Source organism: Maridesulfovibrio spiralis (SeqCode), assembly GCF_048571135.1.
Classification (GTDB): Bacteria; Desulfobacterota; Desulfovibrionia; order Desulfovibrionales; family Desulfovibrionaceae; genus Maridesulfovibrio; species Maridesulfovibrio spiralis.
This window is the reverse complement of the sequence record NZ_CP182344.1, coordinates 669,358-685,315: the sequence shown is the minus strand read 5'-3', so window position 1 is coordinate 685,315 and position 15,958 is coordinate 669,358. Positions and strand designations below refer to the sequence as shown.

Below are 15,958 nucleotides of genomic sequence, written 5' to 3'. Positions count from 1 at the left end.
AGTTTCTATGGATCAGAATAAGAGACGCAGAACCCGTGTGAATGCTGGTTTCAGAGTTGTGTTGCATAAAGAGGATTTCGATGCTTTCGTGGATTCGCACAATCTTAGCTTGAAAGGGATTCTTTGTGATCCGGTGCGCGGTTTTTCTGTGGGGGATGAGTGCGAGATTTCTATTCCGCTTTCAGAGGATGCCATCATCAGGGTGAGCGCGAAGATTGTACGCTCTGACGAAACCGGGCTGGCGGCAGATTTTCACCACATGGACGAGATGAGTTTTACCCATTTGCGCCGCCTGATTCAATTCAACTCCGATGATGCCGACACCATCGACAGCGAGCTTACTTCCCCTGCTTTTGATGTCTGATGGCCGGGATGCAGAAAGATGCCGGCTTGAATAGGCAGATTTCATAAGTTCGGGCTACTTTCTTCGCTTTGGAAGAAGGCAGTCCGCAGTCCATGAGTCTGCAATATATGTGGAGCGGATTAAATATATGCTCCAGATAAGCTTTGATTCCTGTTTTCATTTTTCGTCCGGTCAGTCTTTATTTAAGCGGGTAGCTGGGCTGACCGAATGTAAATGGACAATATTTATTTTCAGGTCAATTATTGCAGTCGTCACAACGTCACTAGGCCGCTTCCGCTTCATATCCCCGCAGAAACATGGTCGATACAACGAAAATGGCGGCGGCAACAAAGGCTCCGGCATAAAAAACCGCGTCGAGACTGAATCCGGAATAGAACAAGCCCATCAAGATCGGGGCTATTGTCTGGCCCGCGCGCAACAGCATTCCATTCATGGACATGAAAATTGCCCGCTGTTCCATCGGTGCTATGGCGGTGAGCATGGACATGGAGTTAGGCATATTCAGGCCTTGGCCCAATCCGAACATACAGACCGGGAGAATGCACCAGAGAGCCGAGTCCGCAGCCGGAAGCATGAGCATTGCCGTACCGTAGGCAAAGGCGGAGACGGAGATCATCAGCGGCTGGGAGAAAAAGTGGGCCAGTCTGCCCATCTGTGAAGCGGCTAATGCGGTGATGAAGGAAGCACTGGAGATAACCATACCTATCATCAGCGGCGATGCTTCAAAACGTGAATTGAGCAGCAGGGGCAGGTAGGTGACAATAGGTCCGTAAAGAATAATGAATGTCAGCAGGGAAATGGCAAAAAGGCTTAGAACTTCCTTGCTGCGCATGCCTTCCAAAGCAGCTTTCATATATTTTTTGAAATCCCCATCCGAGGAAGGTTCCGGGTTTTCCAGCTTGAAAGCGACCAGCCAGGCTAGCGGAAGAGCCAGAATGGAAAGCAGAAATGGTGCTTCCCAACTTATCTGGGCAAGAATTCCGCCGATAGCCGGGAAGATCGCCGTGCCCATGCTCAAAACCCCGGCATTAAGCCCCATGGCCTTGATGCGGTCATTTCCGCTGAAAAGATCACCGATGATGGTCAGGTTGATGACCCCGATGGCAGCCGCTCCGATTCCTTGAATAAAACGCAGCAGGAGCAGTGATTCAAAGTCCGGGGCGAAAAAGCAGGCCGTACCGAATATTCCGAAAAGAACCAGTGAGGGAACAAGTATTTTTTTTCTGCCCAGACGGTCGGCAAATATTCCAGCAAGCGGGGCAAAGATAATACCCGGCAGGGTAAAAATGGTGAAGATCAGTCCGATTGTGGAACCGGATATACCGAATTCACGGATCATGTCCGGGAGAGCAGGGATAATGCTTGATACGCCCATGATTGCCATGAGGGTAACAGAAAATACGATCTGCAAATTCTTGTTTTTATATAAAGCTTCCATCAGCGCTTAGTCCTTTGGGGTATTTTTTGAACCACGAAAGCTACTCCCTATTGCTACGCTTAGCAACCTCCGTTTACCTGCAAAATAAGACTGGAACCATAAAAATATGGAATTACGTGTTCTTATAAGTTAATAATGACTCATGTCCGAATCAAATCACGAATATAGATATAATCCGTTTGTGTTTAGGCTTTACCATCTTTTCAAGTACAGCCCGTCCAAATTTACCGTCCTGCTCGGTTTTCTGGTTGTCCAGATTTTCATCAGTCCCATAGCAGGGGATTCCCTGCTTTTGCAGCAGGTGCTTTATTTTTACACTTATCTGGTCCTGCTTTCCGCTGTGGCGGCCATAGTCGTCAATCGCACTAAGCTCTATGCATATTTTATCCTCTACGGAATTTCGCTGGTCAGTTCGATAATGTTTTTCAAAACCCGGTCCCTGCTCTGGCTTGCCGGAAGTGAAGGGGCGGATATGCTTATGTTGATGATTGCGATTTGGGGTATCCAGCACTTTATGTGGCGGCAGAAGAAAGTCACCCGGGATTTGATTTCAGGAGCTATCTGCATCTACATGCTTGCCGGTCTGGTCTGGTCCGACGCATACAGCCTTTGTGAGATATTCAATACTTCTTCTTTCGCGGGGATAGACCCGAATGAGAATGTCTTTGCTGTCCGGGGGGCTTTGACCTATTTCAGCTATGTGACCATGCTTACCGTAGGGTACGGCGATGTGCTGCCTGTATCATTGATGGCCCGTTCGCTGTCTATTTTACAGGGCCTTTTCGGGCAGATGTATCTGGCTGTCTTCATCGCGGGAATTCTGGGGGCATTCCTCTCTCAGCAGAATATGGCTGCCAGTTTGAGCGAAGAGGAATCAGACAAGGAAAGTTAGAAGGCGGTCTTGTCAGATACGCCAGTCTATGGCTGACCTGAGTTTTTCGCCATTTTATTCGCCATATTGCCCGGTTTTGTTCTTGTCGGGGAGCTGCTATGCCGGATCAAGTTTCAGCATGTCATCAATACTTATGGTTTGCATCAGGTTGGGAATATGACTTTTCAGTTGCTGATTTGATGGTTGGATTTCAAGCTTAGCCTGTTCTTCATCAGTAGGCTTTTCTTCAACCACTCTGGGGCTGGCCGAAAGTTTCAGCTTTTCAAAGTGTTCCACAAAAGAATCGGTGCGGGATTCTTCGATTGCCATTTTGGCGAGATCAAAAGTGGTCAGGTCGTCGCGTTTTTTTACGTCGACATGCATGGTCCAGCGTAAACTGTCGTCTTTCAGGAATCCGAGACCGTCTTCAACATTTTTCCAAAAATTATCTTCTGCTGCTTTGGCCAGATTCTGGACTCGGGTGATAATTTTTGAACTGTCATCGCGATAAAACTTGTCTATCAATTGTTCGGCACGGTTAAAATCCTGACCTTGGATGGCTTTGCAAAGTTCATCTATATGTTCTCTGTCTTCTTCTGTGACATTTTCTGCGGGCCCTGTTTTGTAGGGGTAGCTTTGATCTCTTCAGCACCTGAAGGTGTTTCTTTTTTGAATTCTGCAAGCTTGAAGTCACCAACCTGCCCAGCCTGATTTAGTCCGAATGATGATATACGCATGTGATTATCCTGTATGAATGCGATACTTATATTATAGGAATAATGGATGGTCTTGAGAAAAATTTATGTTTACTGACAGTGTTTAGCATGAAAATAATTGATCCGTTAGCCCGGAAAAGACCAAAAAAAGGACAGGCATAAAAGCCTGTCCTTAAATAAATACAGCAGAATTGTGGCACTATAAATCGAAACTCTAATAGGGATTCCAAATTATTTATAACGCAGCATCCAGCAGCAGGTTATCGCGGTGAATTGCTTCCGGGTAATGGCATTTTCCGAGAATTGATTCGATATTGCAGGATTGGCTGCCCATGATCTTAAGCATATCAGAGGAGCTGTAGCAGGTCAGTCCAACAGCGAGGGATTTGCCTGATTTGCTGACCACGCGCACCAGTTCTCCGGCCTTGAATTTACCGTCCACATCAATAACCCCGGCGGGCAGCAGGCTCTTGCCACCTGAAAGTAGAGCTTTTTCAGCCCCGGCATCAACAATCAGATCGCCAGCGGGATCGCAATGATAAGCCAGCCAGTATTTGCGGCGGGAAACGGATTTCTCGTCCGGCACGATCCATGTCCCGCACTCTTCACCGTTAAAGACGCGCTCAATAATCATGCGGTCTTTGCCGGCAAGGATCAGGGTCGGCACACCGAGTTGGGCGGCGCGGTTGGCTGCTCTCATCTTGGAGAACATCCCTCCGGAACCGACTGCGGTCTTGCCGTCGCACATGGCGTCGAGGTCCAGATCATGAATATTCTCAATGCAGGCCAGCGGCTTGGCATTGGGATTTTTGTCCGGGTTTTTATCGAAAACACCGTCAGCGGAAGTAAGGTTGATGAACAGGTCTGCTTCAACAACGTTCAGGATCAGACTGGCGAGGGTGTCATTGTCGCCGAATTCCAGCTCCTGAATAGCCACGGTGTCATTTTCATTGATGATAGGGATAACCCGCCATTCAAGCAGTCTTGAAAGAGTGTTGCGGGCATTTAAAAAGCGGTCCCGGTGCTTGAGATCGTCACGGGTAAGCAGAACCTGTGAGGTAACAAGACCGAAGCGGCGGAAAGTCTCGTCATACTCATGCATGAGTCGTGACTGACCGATAGCGGAAGCAGCCTGGCGTGCAGGCAGGTCGTCCAGTTTAGCTCCGGATGGGATGGAGTTCCTTCCGGCGGCAACAGCACCGGAGGAAACCAGTACTATATCCACCCCGCGTTCATGCAGGGTGGCCAGTTGGTCGGCAAGGCGGCAGATCAGGCCGAGGTTGATACCCTCAGCCGTGGTCAGCACCGCGCTGCCGATTTTTACAACAATGCGTTTAGCTTCCTTAAGAGTCTGAATCCTGTTGTTCATCCTGCTCATTTGCTTCCTCTTGATTCATGGCTTTGAATCTGTCCCACATGTCGTTCAGGAGGTCTTGTACCCCATCACTGTGCAGGGCGGAGATGAAATAGATTTTCTGACCGGCTTCCTCGGCCTTTGATTTGATGGCTTCGAGGTCTTCTTCGGAAAGAAGGTCGATCTTATTGATTACACGCAACTGGGTCTTTTCTGCCATTTCTTCGTCAAAAATGCGCAGTTCTTCATCAAGCATATTGAAGCCGTCCAGCGGATCTTCAAGGCTTAAGTCTTCTGCGCTGAGGATATGGACAAGGAATCTGGTGCGTTCCACGTGTTTGAGGAAACGGTGGCCCAGTCCAAGACCTTCGCTGGCGCCCTCAATAAGCCCTGGAATATCGGCGATGACCAGCTTGCTGCCCATGTCATCATCCACAACTCCAAGGTTGGGTACGAGGGTGGTGAAGGGGTAGGCTGCAATTTTCGGTTTTGCAGCGGAAATTTTGGAAATAAAGGTGGACTTGCCTGCGTTGGGAAGTCCGAGCAGACCTACGTCCGCAATGATCTTAAGTTGCAGGCGGATGCGCTTTTCCTCTCCGGGAAATCCCTCTTCGGCCTGACGCGGGGTCTGGTTGGTGGAGGATTTGAAGTGGATGTTTCCACGTCCACCGTCACCGCCTTTGCAGATGACCATTTCGCGGCCTTCTTCGGTGAGGTCGGCGATGAGCTTTTCGCTGCCGTCTTCGGTGTTCACTTCATAAACAAGTGTACCGAGCGGGAGATCGACGATCATGTCGTCTGCACCCTTACCGTACTTGTCGCGTCCCTGTCCCTGTTCACCGTTCCTGGCTTCGTAGACACGTTTTAGCCTGAAGTCGTAAAGGGTCAAAAGCTTGGAGCTGCCGCGCAGGATGAGGTCTCCACCCTTGCCGCCGTCACCACCGCTGGGACCGCCCTTAGGCATAAAACGCTCACGACGGAAGGCTACACAGCCATTGCCGCCTTTACCGGAACGAACCGTAATTGTTGCTTCATCTATAAATTTCATAATGTAAACTGATGCGCTACGCGCTTTTATAGGTGATTTCGCCTCCGGCGGACAAAGGGACTAAGCCCCTTTGGAATCCCTGATAGCGGGGAGATCTTGTGTGCGTTACAGCGGCGAAGCTCTAATAAAAATTATTGGAAATATTGAATTTGCCCTACGCTGAAAAGCTGTTCTTTGAGCCTTGGCGCTTGGGACAGGGAGTAAGTCCTCTAAAACAGGGGAAATCTCCCGGTTGGTTCCCTCTTAGGGGAGAAAGCAAAATAACACGAAAAGGCAGGGGACGCATAATTTAATGCGACCCCTGCCTGAAAAAGTGCTTTCGCCTGATATCTAGGCTTCTGCAGGAACGATGTTAACTCTGGTTTTTACGCGGTTTTTGCGTACGTACTTTTCGTACTGTACAACACCGTCAACCAGTGCAAACAAGGTCCAGTCTTTACCGGTGCCAACGTTTTTACCTGCGTGGACTTTGCTACCAACCTGGCGAACAAGAATGTTGCCAGCCAGTACTTCCTGACCACCAAAACGTTTTACACCACGTCTTTGGGCATTACTATCGCGACCGTTTTTCGAGCTACCGCCCGCTTTCTTATGAGCCATTATTAGCCTCCTTAGTAGGTTCTGTCGTCAAGCTTAAGCCTGGATGGCTTCTACTTTAATTCTGGTATAGTCCTGACGATGACCCTGTTTGGTCTGAGAGTCTTTCCTGCGTCTTTTTTTGAAAACAACGATCTTTTTATCACGACCGTGTTCTAAGATAGAGCAGGAAACCTTCGCACCTTCAACATAAGGAGCACCGATTTTAACGTCTTCGCCCTGACCAATAAGAAGAATTTTATCCAGATCGACTTTTGTGCCTGCTTCAGCGTCCATTTTCTGGACGTTGAGTTCCAGGCCTTCTTCAACGCGGAACTGCTTGCCGCCAGTCTCAATTATTGCATACATTTTTTACTTACCTCCGTCACGTAAGAGAGGGGAAGATATTCGTATCTAGGTGGAAAAGTCAAGTAGCTTTTAAACTTTTTTTTCAGAATTTGCTATCGACCCCAGAAGTTGCATTACAGGTTGCTGTTTACCCTTGCTGTTTTTGACAACCGGGCAACTGCCTCCCATGCACTCTTTATTAGTTTTCATTTGATCACACAGTATATGCGCATCTGCCTTAAGGCGCAAGCCCAGAACGTCTTCAGATACCTTTGACGCAGCTTTTAGTGCCAGCCAGCAGTCCCGCTGGCAGCAGCGTGCTGCTTCAATATCCGCAATGAGTTCAAGAGCGGCGAGTGTTCCTTTCTGGGCAATGGAGCGCTGTAGCGCTGTTAACGGGGTTGCTTCCAGAATGGCGCTCATGGCTGTGCCTACGCCGATGGCTGCTCCACAGATTCCCATGAACCCGCAGAAGCCTCCGGCGACTTTCGCGCCGCGCGATATTGCCGTATCTATGACCCTGTCGTCAATAGCTCCGCCGGAATTTCTGTAAGCAGTTACGATTACCCCCGGAACAAGTGCATGGTGTTCAGGTCCGTGCATGGGGATCGAAGGGTGGTTCCGTGCCTTAATCATAAGGGTTATCATGTCAGTCTCAGTGCTTGATTTAAGCAGGTGCGGCAGCACTGTCATGCCATCTTCACTGTGACATTTATCACAGACAAAGTGCCCGTTGGTGCAATGGGCATTTGCTTCATTTTTTTCACCGCAGAATGAACAGGCCATTTCGCGGTATTCAGTCAGATATTCCAGTTCCTCCCCGCAGACCATGCAACCTTCCATGTTTTTCAAGGAGATGTTTGCATGTCTGGACGACTTTGCTTCCGGTTCCGTTTTGTCAAAAGCGTCCGGGGTGGGGCAGCAACATGACTCGCCGACGAAAATGTTATCAACCGCACCGTCTTTATTTATAATGAACAGCTGTTCTCCGAGAAGTTCAGCCTCCTGTTTAGGGAGTTCAGCTACTGTTCCGGGAGTCAGAATTTTTCCGCTAGCGGTGATGGCAGTTCCCAAAGGACCTCTGTAGACGGCTTTGACTTTCTCGTCTTCATAGGGTTTGCGGGCAGAGAAGGTCAGCGAAAAGAACTGGTGGCCGCCCACAGTGCGGTAGGGGAACCGTTTCACCATGAGCAGGGATTCGAATCCGGCTTCTTCCAGTAGTCCGCAGAGGTTCTTCTGGGTCTGGGCTCCGGCAATGCATTCCCCGTGCAGGGTGTCATCGTTGCGGATTTCAGGGCCGGGTTCGGTCTCACAAACCACGTCGGAAATAGTCAGTCTTCCTCCGGGCTTGAGTACGCGGAACATTTCGGCAAAAGTGCGTCGCTTATCAGTGGAAAGGTTGAGTACACAGTTTGAAAGCAGCAGGTCGGCAGCGTTTTCATCGAGTGGTAATGTCTCAAGATAGCCCTTGCGGAAATCCATGTTGTCGTAGCCGAGATTTTTTGCCACCGAAGCCTGTCCTTCGCGGGCATGGTCCAGCATGGGATCGAGCATATCAATTCCGGTGACTTTGCCTTCGGTGCCAACCTGCTTTGCAGCGATGAAGCACTCAATGCCGCGTCCGCTGCCAAGATCTACCACATGCTCGCCTTCGACAATACCGGCATCCATTACCGGTGAACCGCACCCGTAACCACGGAAACGGTACTTTTCGGGGATGTGGGCCATTAGAGCGGGATCATAACATGCCGGATTGAGGATATCTTCTTTGGCTGTGTCTGCCGCTTCGGTGTAGAAATCTTTAACTACCGCAAGGCTGTTGTTACCGGCTACTGCCAGCAGACAGTTTGTATGGGTCAGGGCTACTGCACCATGCCCGGAGCAGCGGTCCAGCTTGTCTCCCATTTTTAGGCGCAGCTGCGGCGTTTCATTCGCTTCGGACTCATTCGCTTTCCGGGTGATCAGTTCAAGGGCCAGCTTTTCATATATCGTGCTGTATGGGTCATCTCCAAGGAAGCTTTGCTTGTGCATGTAGCTGTGGTCTGTGTCACCACCTCCAAGGATTAACTTGAAAGGGGTTGCTAGATTTTTACCACTGCTTTTACGCAAGCTCTCCAGTACAGGGCTTTTCTTCCATGCCTGCTTTAAATCACCGTTAATTCCAGTGGCTAACTGGTCGATACCTACTGTCGCAGCAGAAGGGTAGATGTTCCCATCGGGTCCTACAGCCAATGATTCCCACCCGGCGGTAGATCCGTCATGTATTGTGCCGCAGGGGGCGAAGATCATGCTTTTGACAGCTTCGACGTTGTCGATGGTAACTCCGGTTCGTTCGCCTGTCTCCCACGCTTCGAGAAGGTGCGGGTAAATTGATTCAGGCTTTACAAACTGTTGGGATTCGCCCCGTCCACGAACAAAATACCACATGAAATGGACATTTGAGGCTCCGGTGCGGGCTGCGAATTCCACCACTTCTTTCATCTGTGAAACATTATCTTTGGTCACACACATGGAAAGGGTGAACGGAATACCTCTAGCAGAAAGCCAGCCCAGAGATTTTTCAAGGGCTGCGAACATGCCTTTGCCGCGCAGTTTGTCATGCGTATCGCCGATGCCGTCTATACTGATCTGTAAATGCAAGCGGTTGAAATCGTAGCTGTGGGCGGAGAAAAATTTCTTAACAGCCAATCCGTTAGTCAAAACGACAACGTGGCTGAATTCAATCGCCAGCATACGGTTCAAAATTTCAGGCAACCCTTTGTGGACCAGCGGCTCACCCCCGGTAACGGCGAACATTTTACACCCAAGCTGCTCAGCCTGAGCGGTTAGTTTCAATACCCGTTCTGTAGCCATTTCCCGGTTTGCATCGGGAGAGGAGGAGAACAGGCAGTGGGTGCAGGACATGTTGCAGTTGTCCGTGATGTGAAACCAGAGTTCGCGCAGGGTATCCGTGTTAAGCAGTTCGTATCTTCCGGGATAGACAGTCTTGTCAGCATCCGGCAACCGTCTGAGAAACCGCTGCTCTTCTAGAGATAGTTTTGTTGGTTTATCTGCGAACAGGTTACTTAAGATTGTGTCTCCGGCAGGGGTAGGGACAAACCAGTCTGGCGATTCCGGCCTCAGGTATATGGGAATATCGTTATGGATGATTCTGGTCCATTCTGAAATATTGAAGGACAATTCCAGTCTCCTTGGAAGAATATATGTATTAGAAAATCTTTGGGCAAAGAATAAGTTTTACCTATCTATTGGCCTTAGATCAAGGCCCGGGAAAGGGTCAGCACATCTACCCGTATGGCCCCGGCTTCAATGAGGCTTAGAGCACATTCATCGACGGTTGATCCTGTGGTGTACACATCGTCAATAAGCAATATTTTTTTGTCAGCAACATATGAATGGTCTGCTATAAAAGCGCTGAGCAGATTCGTCCGTCTCTCTGAACCGCTTAGTCTGGTCTGTGGAATGGTTTTGCGTACCCTGATCAGGGCCTTCTCCGAGAGGCTTATCCCGGTAGCGGACGATACACCCCGGGCAAGTATTAAAGATTGATTGAAGCCGCGCTCTCGCAGTCGGGAGAAATGCAGGGGGACAGGTATGATCAGGTCGGGGGTATTATCCACTGGTGTCTGTGTGCACAATTCGCCGATGAATTGTTGGAAAAGTGAATTGTATCCGTAATTGTTATTGAATTTCCATCCGATGATCATTTCCCGCAGCAGTCCAGTGTGCATGCCGTAAAAATTAAGGCTGCTTAAATTGCGGGGTGAGGTCTGGCAGGTGATGCAGTCGGCATCGGGGGTGTATAATTCTTTGCCACAGAGACCACAGCTATTTTCAGGCTTCAGGGTGATGGAAGTTTTGCAATTATTGCATAGCCCTTTCCCGGTATGGACTTGCAGGCAGGCCGGGCAGCGGTGTTCCCTGAAACCTGTTCCAAGGCTTTTGAGGGCAGCAACTGGCGAGAAGTATTTGAGGAACCGGGAAAGCATAGCGTAGCGGACTAGCAGTATTCTTCGACCAGTTGGAACAGCTTGTCTTTTTCTATCGGTTTAAGCAGAAAGTTGTTGTAGCCGCAGGCAATGCATTCTTTAAGCCGGGCCGGATTGTCTCCGGTGGTCATGGCAATCACCGGGACAGTGCTTCCGTTTTCTCGTATTTTCGCCACAACTTCCGTACCGTCCATTTCCGGCATATGCACGTCCATGAAGACCAGATCGAATTTCTCATCATTGAATCTCTGTAAAGCTTCTCGACCGTCAACAGCAAATTGTGCTGCAATTCTCAGCTTGCCGAGGTAGGTCTTCATAACCAGCCGCATGGGCGCGGAGTCATCCGCTACCAGCACTTTCAGTTTAGAAATTTTATCAGTATCCATCTTTAAGTGTCCTTTTCCATGCAAGTTCACCGGCCTTGATAATAGTCGCACAACCTTCTTGATTATGCTCCAAATCATGAGGTCCGTCTATGCCCCGGAAAGTAAAGGCCGGTTGCAGCTGCGATTTAAAAAATCTGAGAAAAAACTTGAGCGAAAGCTCCGCGCCTTCGAAAAGCTTTTCACCTTTCGGTCTTCCGGCTACCAGACAGGCGTATGCCGGACGCTCGGCGAGGGCGGACATTAAATCCGACCTGCCTGTTGCCGCTTCGAAAGCCCATTGCCCGCGGTCAATGAAGGCCTTGAGCCTTGAGGGCAGGTGGTAAAAGTATATTGGAGCGGAGAAAAAAGTAAAAGGTGCGTCGATTATTTTCCGGTAAAGCTCCTGTGCATTGTCCTGTTCAGCAAAGATACAGCGGTGCTCCTCGGCAGTACGGCATTTAAGGCAGCCGATACAGTGTTTGAAATCCATGTCGCCGAGGAGAACGGATTCCGCGTCACCTCCGGCAGAACGGATGCCTTTCAGGAACAGATCGGCGGCAAGATCACTGTTGCCTTTACGGTGGTGGCTGCACTTAAATATAACCGGGAGCTGTTCCATTTTAATCCTTGCTTTTGCTTCTGGGTATTTTGCTGTGGAAGACCGCGCGGACGTGGTCTTCCTCTTCAAATAGTTCAAGGTCCCATTCAGGCAAAATCTCTAGTTGATGACGCAACTGATCCTCCGTCCCTTTATCGACAAGGGCGGTGATTATTTCTGTTCGTGCAAAACGGAGATACCAACCTACCTCCAGTCCTACACCTCAGCACTTATTACGCGCATCGACTATTTTTTCTTTGCTCATTTCCTGCTCCGGGCTAAATATGCACGCCGCTGAAGTAAGGGTTATGGTTCATTTCATCCCCAACAGAAGTGGAAGGTCCGTGTCCGGCAAAGAGTTCTGTTTCCGCGGGAAGCGTGAATATTTTTTCCCGGACCGCGCTAAGCAGGTCTTCGGTATTTCCGTAGGGGAAATCAGTCCTGCCGATGGAGCGGCGGAAAATTAAATCGCCGACAAAGGCGGCTTTAAGGGCCGGGAAATGGAAAGTAAGGCTGCCCGGAGTGTGACCGGGGGTGGAGTAGATCTTACATTCGAGGCCGATCAGTTCTGTTTCGCCTTCTCCAATGTGCTCGCTTTCAAATTCAGGCACTTCAGGATAGCCCATCAGACCGCCGCGTCCGACCTGAGTGTCCATGAGCACCAGGTCGTCATTGGAAGCGTAAATCTGTTTTCCGGTAGCATCAGACAGTGCACGGTTACCGAGGATGTGGTCAAAGTGCAGGTGTGTGTTGAGGATGCGCTCCAGCTCTACGCCGGTCTTCTTCAGATAAGAAAGAATCGGGCTGGGATCTCCGCCCGGATCGATAGCGATGGCTTTGTTATCGTTAACAATGATAAAACAGTTGGTCTCAAGGGGGCCGAGGGGAAAAATCTTGATTTCCATTAAAAATCCTCCAGCATATACTCAGAGAGTTCGTTACGTTTTGAGCTGCCCTTCTGGTCCGGGTGGCCGAGGGCAAGGACGACCTGCAGTTCGTAGCGATCCGCAGGGAGTTTTAGTTTTTCCAGTACCTGATCCTGCTGGTTGATGATTTCACCAAGCCATACAGTTCCCAGACCCAGCGAGTGGGCAGCCAGCATCATATTTTGTGTGCAGGCCCCGGCGCCCTGATGGTCTTTCATCTCACTGTACATGGATTGTTTATCCAGAAAAATGCAGATCAGCACCTTTGCTGCTTTTGCGATGTGACCGTATTTGGTGCATTCAGCAAGTGCTTCAACCCGCGCATCGTCATCATAGATAACCAGAAAACGATAAGGCTGGTTATTGAGTCCACTGGGCGCCCAGCGTCCGGCATCAAGAATGGCCTTAAGGTCTTCACGCTCCACAGGATCATCCGTGAACTTTCTGATTGAGCGGCGTTCACGCAGCGCATCAAGTATGGGATTGCTTTTAGTCATATGAATTGCTCCGTATCCCTAAAAGGGTACGCCCCTAAAGATGTTGAGCTTGTTCAGAGCACCGTCAAATTCTTTAGGGTTGAGTTCGTTGTTAAGATCGGTGTCAAAATCTCTGAAATTGCTCTTGAGCTGGATTGCTTCAGCTTCCTGCTCATCAATTTTGCCGTCATTGTTGGTGTCAGCTTCTTCGAAGGAAGGCATGGGCTGCTTGATTTCGTATTTGTCGATAATTTCGCATTTGATGTTTCGGCCATTGGTATCCAGTGTAACATCGATGAAAGTGCCGGGATTAACATAAAGCTTGGTGCAGCTGGCGCCGGAATAAAGCTCTTTGCCGCCGTTGGCTTCAAGAGCGAGTTTGATTTTTGCTTTACCGCCTTTTTTGTCGAAACAATCTTTGTTATACAAGGCGTTGCAGGTGCAATCGGCAATGGTTTTGGGCTTGATACGGCCGAACTTGAAGTCGTTTGATTTGCCCCAGACCCGGATGACGGAATCGGTGTGGTTAATAACAGTGAAGATTTTTTCTTCAGCCGCTGCGGATGTAATTGTCATTGCCAGCAGAGCTGCGGGCAGTATTGTGAATTTTAGAAATTTCTTAAAGAGCATTTAATTTCTCCCGGATTGTGATGTTGAACTTTTTTTAAGCGTTAGCGGAGTTAATTGCAAGGATATAGAAAAAGCCCTCTCGAATGAAATCGGGAGGGCTTTTGGATTTTGATCTGACTTTGGTATTTAAATTAGACCAGCTTGCCGAAAGAAAGGATAATGTTCTTACGGAAGGTACGGTTTTGCCAAACAGATTCAGCTCCGTCTTTTTCAATATCGCGGCTCAGGATTTTACGCATTTCTTCTTTTTGGTTTTTGCCTAGATGAAGTTCGCTGATATCTCCCAGCAGTGCCAGCGGGTCGCTGTAGTCTGCGGGGAAGGGTTCGTTCTCATTGTCTCTGCAGAAGAAACAGATGGTTCCTGAGTGGAAATTGCCGGTAGCTTTTTTTACGATGTCGGTCATTGGGTTGATCTCCGTTTTTGCGTCCTGCTTCCATTGAATGCCCTGAAGCTATGGGACGCCTGGTATTTTGCTTTTGCATTTGTTGTGCCGAGCAAAATTTTCCATATCCGGGCATTTTAGCGGCATCTGTTTTAGGTGGGAGCGCAAGTATCCATAAATCCTCCCACCGGAATTCCCGCTTGAGCTGATGGTTTGATTCAAACGCATTAGCTTTTCCGGGTTTCCAGAAACGAAAAAAGGCATCCCCAATCGGAAATGCCTTTAAGAAATTCAAATTATTAAATCCCTCTCATGGACCCCAGTAGGGCAGGCATTGGCACCTTGCCGAACAGGGCAGGTTGCCGGATGGTCAACGGGCCTAAATCCCTCGCATCCTCTTCATGAGTCTGAAGACTGATAAAGCAGCATCTGCAGAGTTGCTGCGAAAAAAATGAAACCCACGTATCTCTATATACGATTAATTTCAGATTTTCCCTTCTGCCTTACAACGAGAACTTTCCAAGCCCTGTGCAAGATGTGCTGGTATCAATCATTTTTCGATTCAAAGAACTAAATGTAAGATATTCCCGGTCTGGTCGCACGTCAATAGTTTTTTTGACTTATGCGTTGGTTTGGATATGTTTGTATTTCTATTATGCAATATATTTGTATTATAGATAAAAAATATTTAAAGATAATGAGACCTGATCTTTAAGGTCCGTGTTGATGAAATAGTTTATAGTGTTTTTCAAAATAATGGATGTTTATGAAGGTTAGTCTGATTACATATACTTATAACGACAAAGGCAAAACTCTTGAAATCATAAAACACTGCCGCAAATGCGGAGTTGATTTTCATGAGATTGTCGTCGTGGATGATTGTTCATGCACACCGTTTATGACTGACGATGTTGATGTGAAAGTGATAAGGAACAGCACCAATGTTGGTCCAGGGCAGGCTAAGCGTTTTGGGCTATCATCACTTGAGGGAAATGTCTTTTTTTCTTTGGATGCAGATATAAGGCCTTCTCCGAAATGGTTACTCCACAGTTTAAAATATTTATCTGATCCACATGTCGGGATTGTTGGCTCACAAATTATACCAGGCCAAACAGGAACACTGCTTTCAAGGGCACTGCATAGATCTCACCAGCGCAATAGGCAGGACAGTCAGGTCGCATTTTTGCAGGGAGGCATATGGTTGATAAGACGGGAAGCATGGGAGCGCGTAGGTGGGTTGGATGATTACAGCCAGACTACGCACGAAGATATTTATCTGTGCCGTAAAATGCAAAAATCAGGGTTCGGTTTGATTTCTGCCAATGCATATCCGGTCTATGAAAAAAGGAAAATTGATTATCTTACCTATGTAAAGAGAGAGGCCGGCTACGGAGCGCCTGTTTACACATATATTATACAGACATCAGGCCTGGAAAAAGCTGCCCGCAAAATACGGGATAATTCGTCACCGCTTATTGATTATTGTTTAAGCTCAGGTGAATTGGCGGGAATATATTATGATATGTTGAAGACTGCTGTTCTGGTTTTGAATATGGCGAAATATTATGGTGAAATATTAGGCAGTGCCCCTGCTGGCCAACTGATGGGAGAAGTTTTTGCAGCGCTGGATGATCTTCTTGCTGCTGATGAAAATTTGAAGGCCGCTATCTACTCCGATATGGAAACATTGGGTTATCAAAAAACCGCAAATTATTATCAAGCACCGGGCCGGCTTGCGATTTTCTTTGAGCCTTTTTTTGTATTGAAGCAACAAGGTTTTCTTAGCGAACTGGAGAAAAACTGGTTAAATGCTATACTGGCTGAAAATGAAGAAGGTGGGTTCGATTTCCATTACCTCAGTTAAGTGAATGAGATC

At 48.3% G+C, this 15,958-nt stretch carries 19 protein-coding genes and 1 riboswitch; of the genes, 3 read left to right on the top strand and 16 right to left on the bottom strand.

The genetic code is table 11. The features are described 5' to 3' along the window. Positions 1-7 precede the first annotated feature (7 nt). A complete protein-coding gene (locus ACNI29_RS03190; RefSeq protein WP_419780744.1) occupies positions 8-364 on the top strand; it encodes a PilZ domain-containing protein in 357 nt (118 codons plus the stop codon). Here the strand turns inward: ACNI29_RS03190 and ACNI29_RS03185 are convergent. Further along, the gene (locus ACNI29_RS03185) at positions 339-524 is read right to left on the bottom strand and encodes a hypothetical protein (protein ID WP_419780743.1); all 186 of its coding nucleotides are present in this window, start codon (positions 522-524) and stop codon (positions 339-341) included. The two genes, ACNI29_RS03190 and ACNI29_RS03185, sit on opposite strands and share 26 nt — an antisense overlap. Positions 525-626: 102 nt before the next feature. Next, positions 627-1,802, bottom strand: coding sequence for an MFS transporter (locus ACNI29_RS03180; protein WP_419780742.1), 1,176 nt, complete (start codon positions 1,800-1,802; stop codon positions 627-629). A gap of 142 nt (positions 1,803-1,944) precedes the next feature. On the opposite strand from ACNI29_RS03180, the gene ACNI29_RS03175 reads away from it, so the two are divergent. Then, positions 1,945-2,694: a potassium channel family protein gene (locus ACNI29_RS03175; RefSeq protein ID WP_419780741.1), complete on the top strand. Its 750-nt coding sequence runs from the start codon at positions 1,945-1,947 to the stop codon at positions 2,692-2,694. 96 nt (positions 2,695-2,790) lie between these two features. Here the strand turns inward: ACNI29_RS03175 and ACNI29_RS03170 are convergent, their stop codons facing one another. The 14 genes from ACNI29_RS03170 to ACNI29_RS03105 form a co-directional block, all read right to left on the bottom strand. Continuing rightward, positions 2,791-3,198, bottom strand: a complete 408-nt coding sequence (locus ACNI29_RS03170; protein ID WP_419780740.1) for a hypothetical protein — start codon at positions 3,196-3,198, stop codon at positions 2,791-2,793. A 50-nt stretch (positions 3,199-3,248) separates the two neighbouring features. Further along, positions 3,249-3,410: a hypothetical protein gene (locus tag ACNI29_RS03165; RefSeq protein ID WP_419780739.1), complete on the bottom strand. Its 162-nt coding sequence runs from the start codon at positions 3,408-3,410 to the stop codon at positions 3,249-3,251. Between the two features lie 214 nt (positions 3,411-3,624). Then, entirely contained in the window at positions 3,625-4,767 is a 1,143-nt protein-coding gene (gene proB, locus ACNI29_RS03160; RefSeq protein WP_419780738.1) for a glutamate 5-kinase, read from the bottom strand. Further along, entirely contained in the window at positions 4,733-5,791 is a 1,059-nt protein-coding gene (gene obgE / locus ACNI29_RS03155; protein ID WP_419780737.1) for a GTPase ObgE, read from the bottom strand. Before obgE ends, proB begins: the two co-directional genes overlap by 35 nt. Before the next feature lie 330 nt (positions 5,792-6,121). Further along, positions 6,122-6,391, bottom strand: coding sequence for a 50S ribosomal protein L27 (rpmA, locus tag ACNI29_RS03150; RefSeq protein WP_419780736.1), 270 nt, complete (start codon positions 6,389-6,391; stop codon positions 6,122-6,124). A 33-nt stretch (positions 6,392-6,424) separates the two neighbouring features. Further along, positions 6,425-6,736, bottom strand: coding sequence for a 50S ribosomal protein L21 (rplU, locus tag ACNI29_RS03145; RefSeq protein WP_419780735.1), 312 nt, complete (start codon positions 6,734-6,736; stop codon positions 6,425-6,427). Positions 6,737-6,805: 69 nt separating this feature from the next. Beyond that, positions 6,806-9,895, bottom strand: a complete 3,090-nt coding sequence (locus ACNI29_RS03140; RefSeq protein WP_419780734.1) for a DUF5714 domain-containing protein — start codon at positions 9,893-9,895, stop codon at positions 6,806-6,808. 74 nt (positions 9,896-9,969) lie between these two features. After that, complete coding sequence (locus ACNI29_RS03135; protein WP_419780733.1) at positions 9,970-10,704, bottom strand: ComF family protein; 735 nt, start codon at positions 10,702-10,704, stop codon at positions 9,970-9,972. A gap of 11 nt (positions 10,705-10,715) precedes the next feature. Further along, positions 10,716-11,090, bottom strand: coding sequence for a response regulator (locus tag ACNI29_RS03130; RefSeq protein WP_419780732.1), 375 nt, complete (start codon positions 11,088-11,090; stop codon positions 10,716-10,718). Beyond that, entirely contained in the window at positions 11,080-11,688 is a 609-nt protein-coding gene (locus tag ACNI29_RS03125; RefSeq protein ID WP_419780731.1) for a flavodoxin family protein, read from the bottom strand. The genes ACNI29_RS03130 and ACNI29_RS03125 overlap by 11 nt, the downstream gene beginning before the upstream one ends. Positions 11,689-11,945: 257 nt before the next feature. Then, complete coding sequence (locus ACNI29_RS03120; protein ID WP_419780730.1) at positions 11,946-12,572, bottom strand: MBL fold metallo-hydrolase; 627 nt, start codon at positions 12,570-12,572, stop codon at positions 11,946-11,948. Then, positions 12,572-13,090: a nitroreductase family protein gene (locus ACNI29_RS03115; protein WP_419780729.1), complete on the bottom strand. Its 519-nt coding sequence runs from the start codon at positions 13,088-13,090 to the stop codon at positions 12,572-12,574. Before ACNI29_RS03115 ends, ACNI29_RS03120 begins: the two co-directional genes overlap by 1 nt. 18 nt (positions 13,091-13,108) lie before the next feature. Then, positions 13,109-13,699: an EF-hand domain-containing protein gene (locus ACNI29_RS03110; RefSeq protein ID WP_419780728.1), complete on the bottom strand. Its 591-nt coding sequence runs from the start codon at positions 13,697-13,699 to the stop codon at positions 13,109-13,111. A 131-nt stretch (positions 13,700-13,830) separates the two neighbouring features. Continuing rightward, positions 13,831-14,103, bottom strand: a complete 273-nt coding sequence (locus tag ACNI29_RS03105; protein ID WP_419780727.1) for a hypothetical protein — start codon at positions 14,101-14,103, stop codon at positions 13,831-13,833. Between the two features lie 286 nt (positions 14,104-14,389). Continuing rightward, positions 14,390-14,490, bottom strand: a riboswitch (SAM riboswitch). Between the two features lie 358 nt (positions 14,491-14,848). On the opposite strand from ACNI29_RS03105, the gene ACNI29_RS03100 reads away from it, so the two are divergent. Beyond that, positions 14,849-15,946 (top strand): glycosyltransferase family 2 protein, encoded by a 1,098-nt coding sequence (locus ACNI29_RS03100; protein WP_419780726.1) that lies wholly within the window; start codon positions 14,849-14,851, stop codon positions 15,944-15,946. The last annotated feature ends 12 nt before the right edge of the window (positions 15,947-15,958 follow it).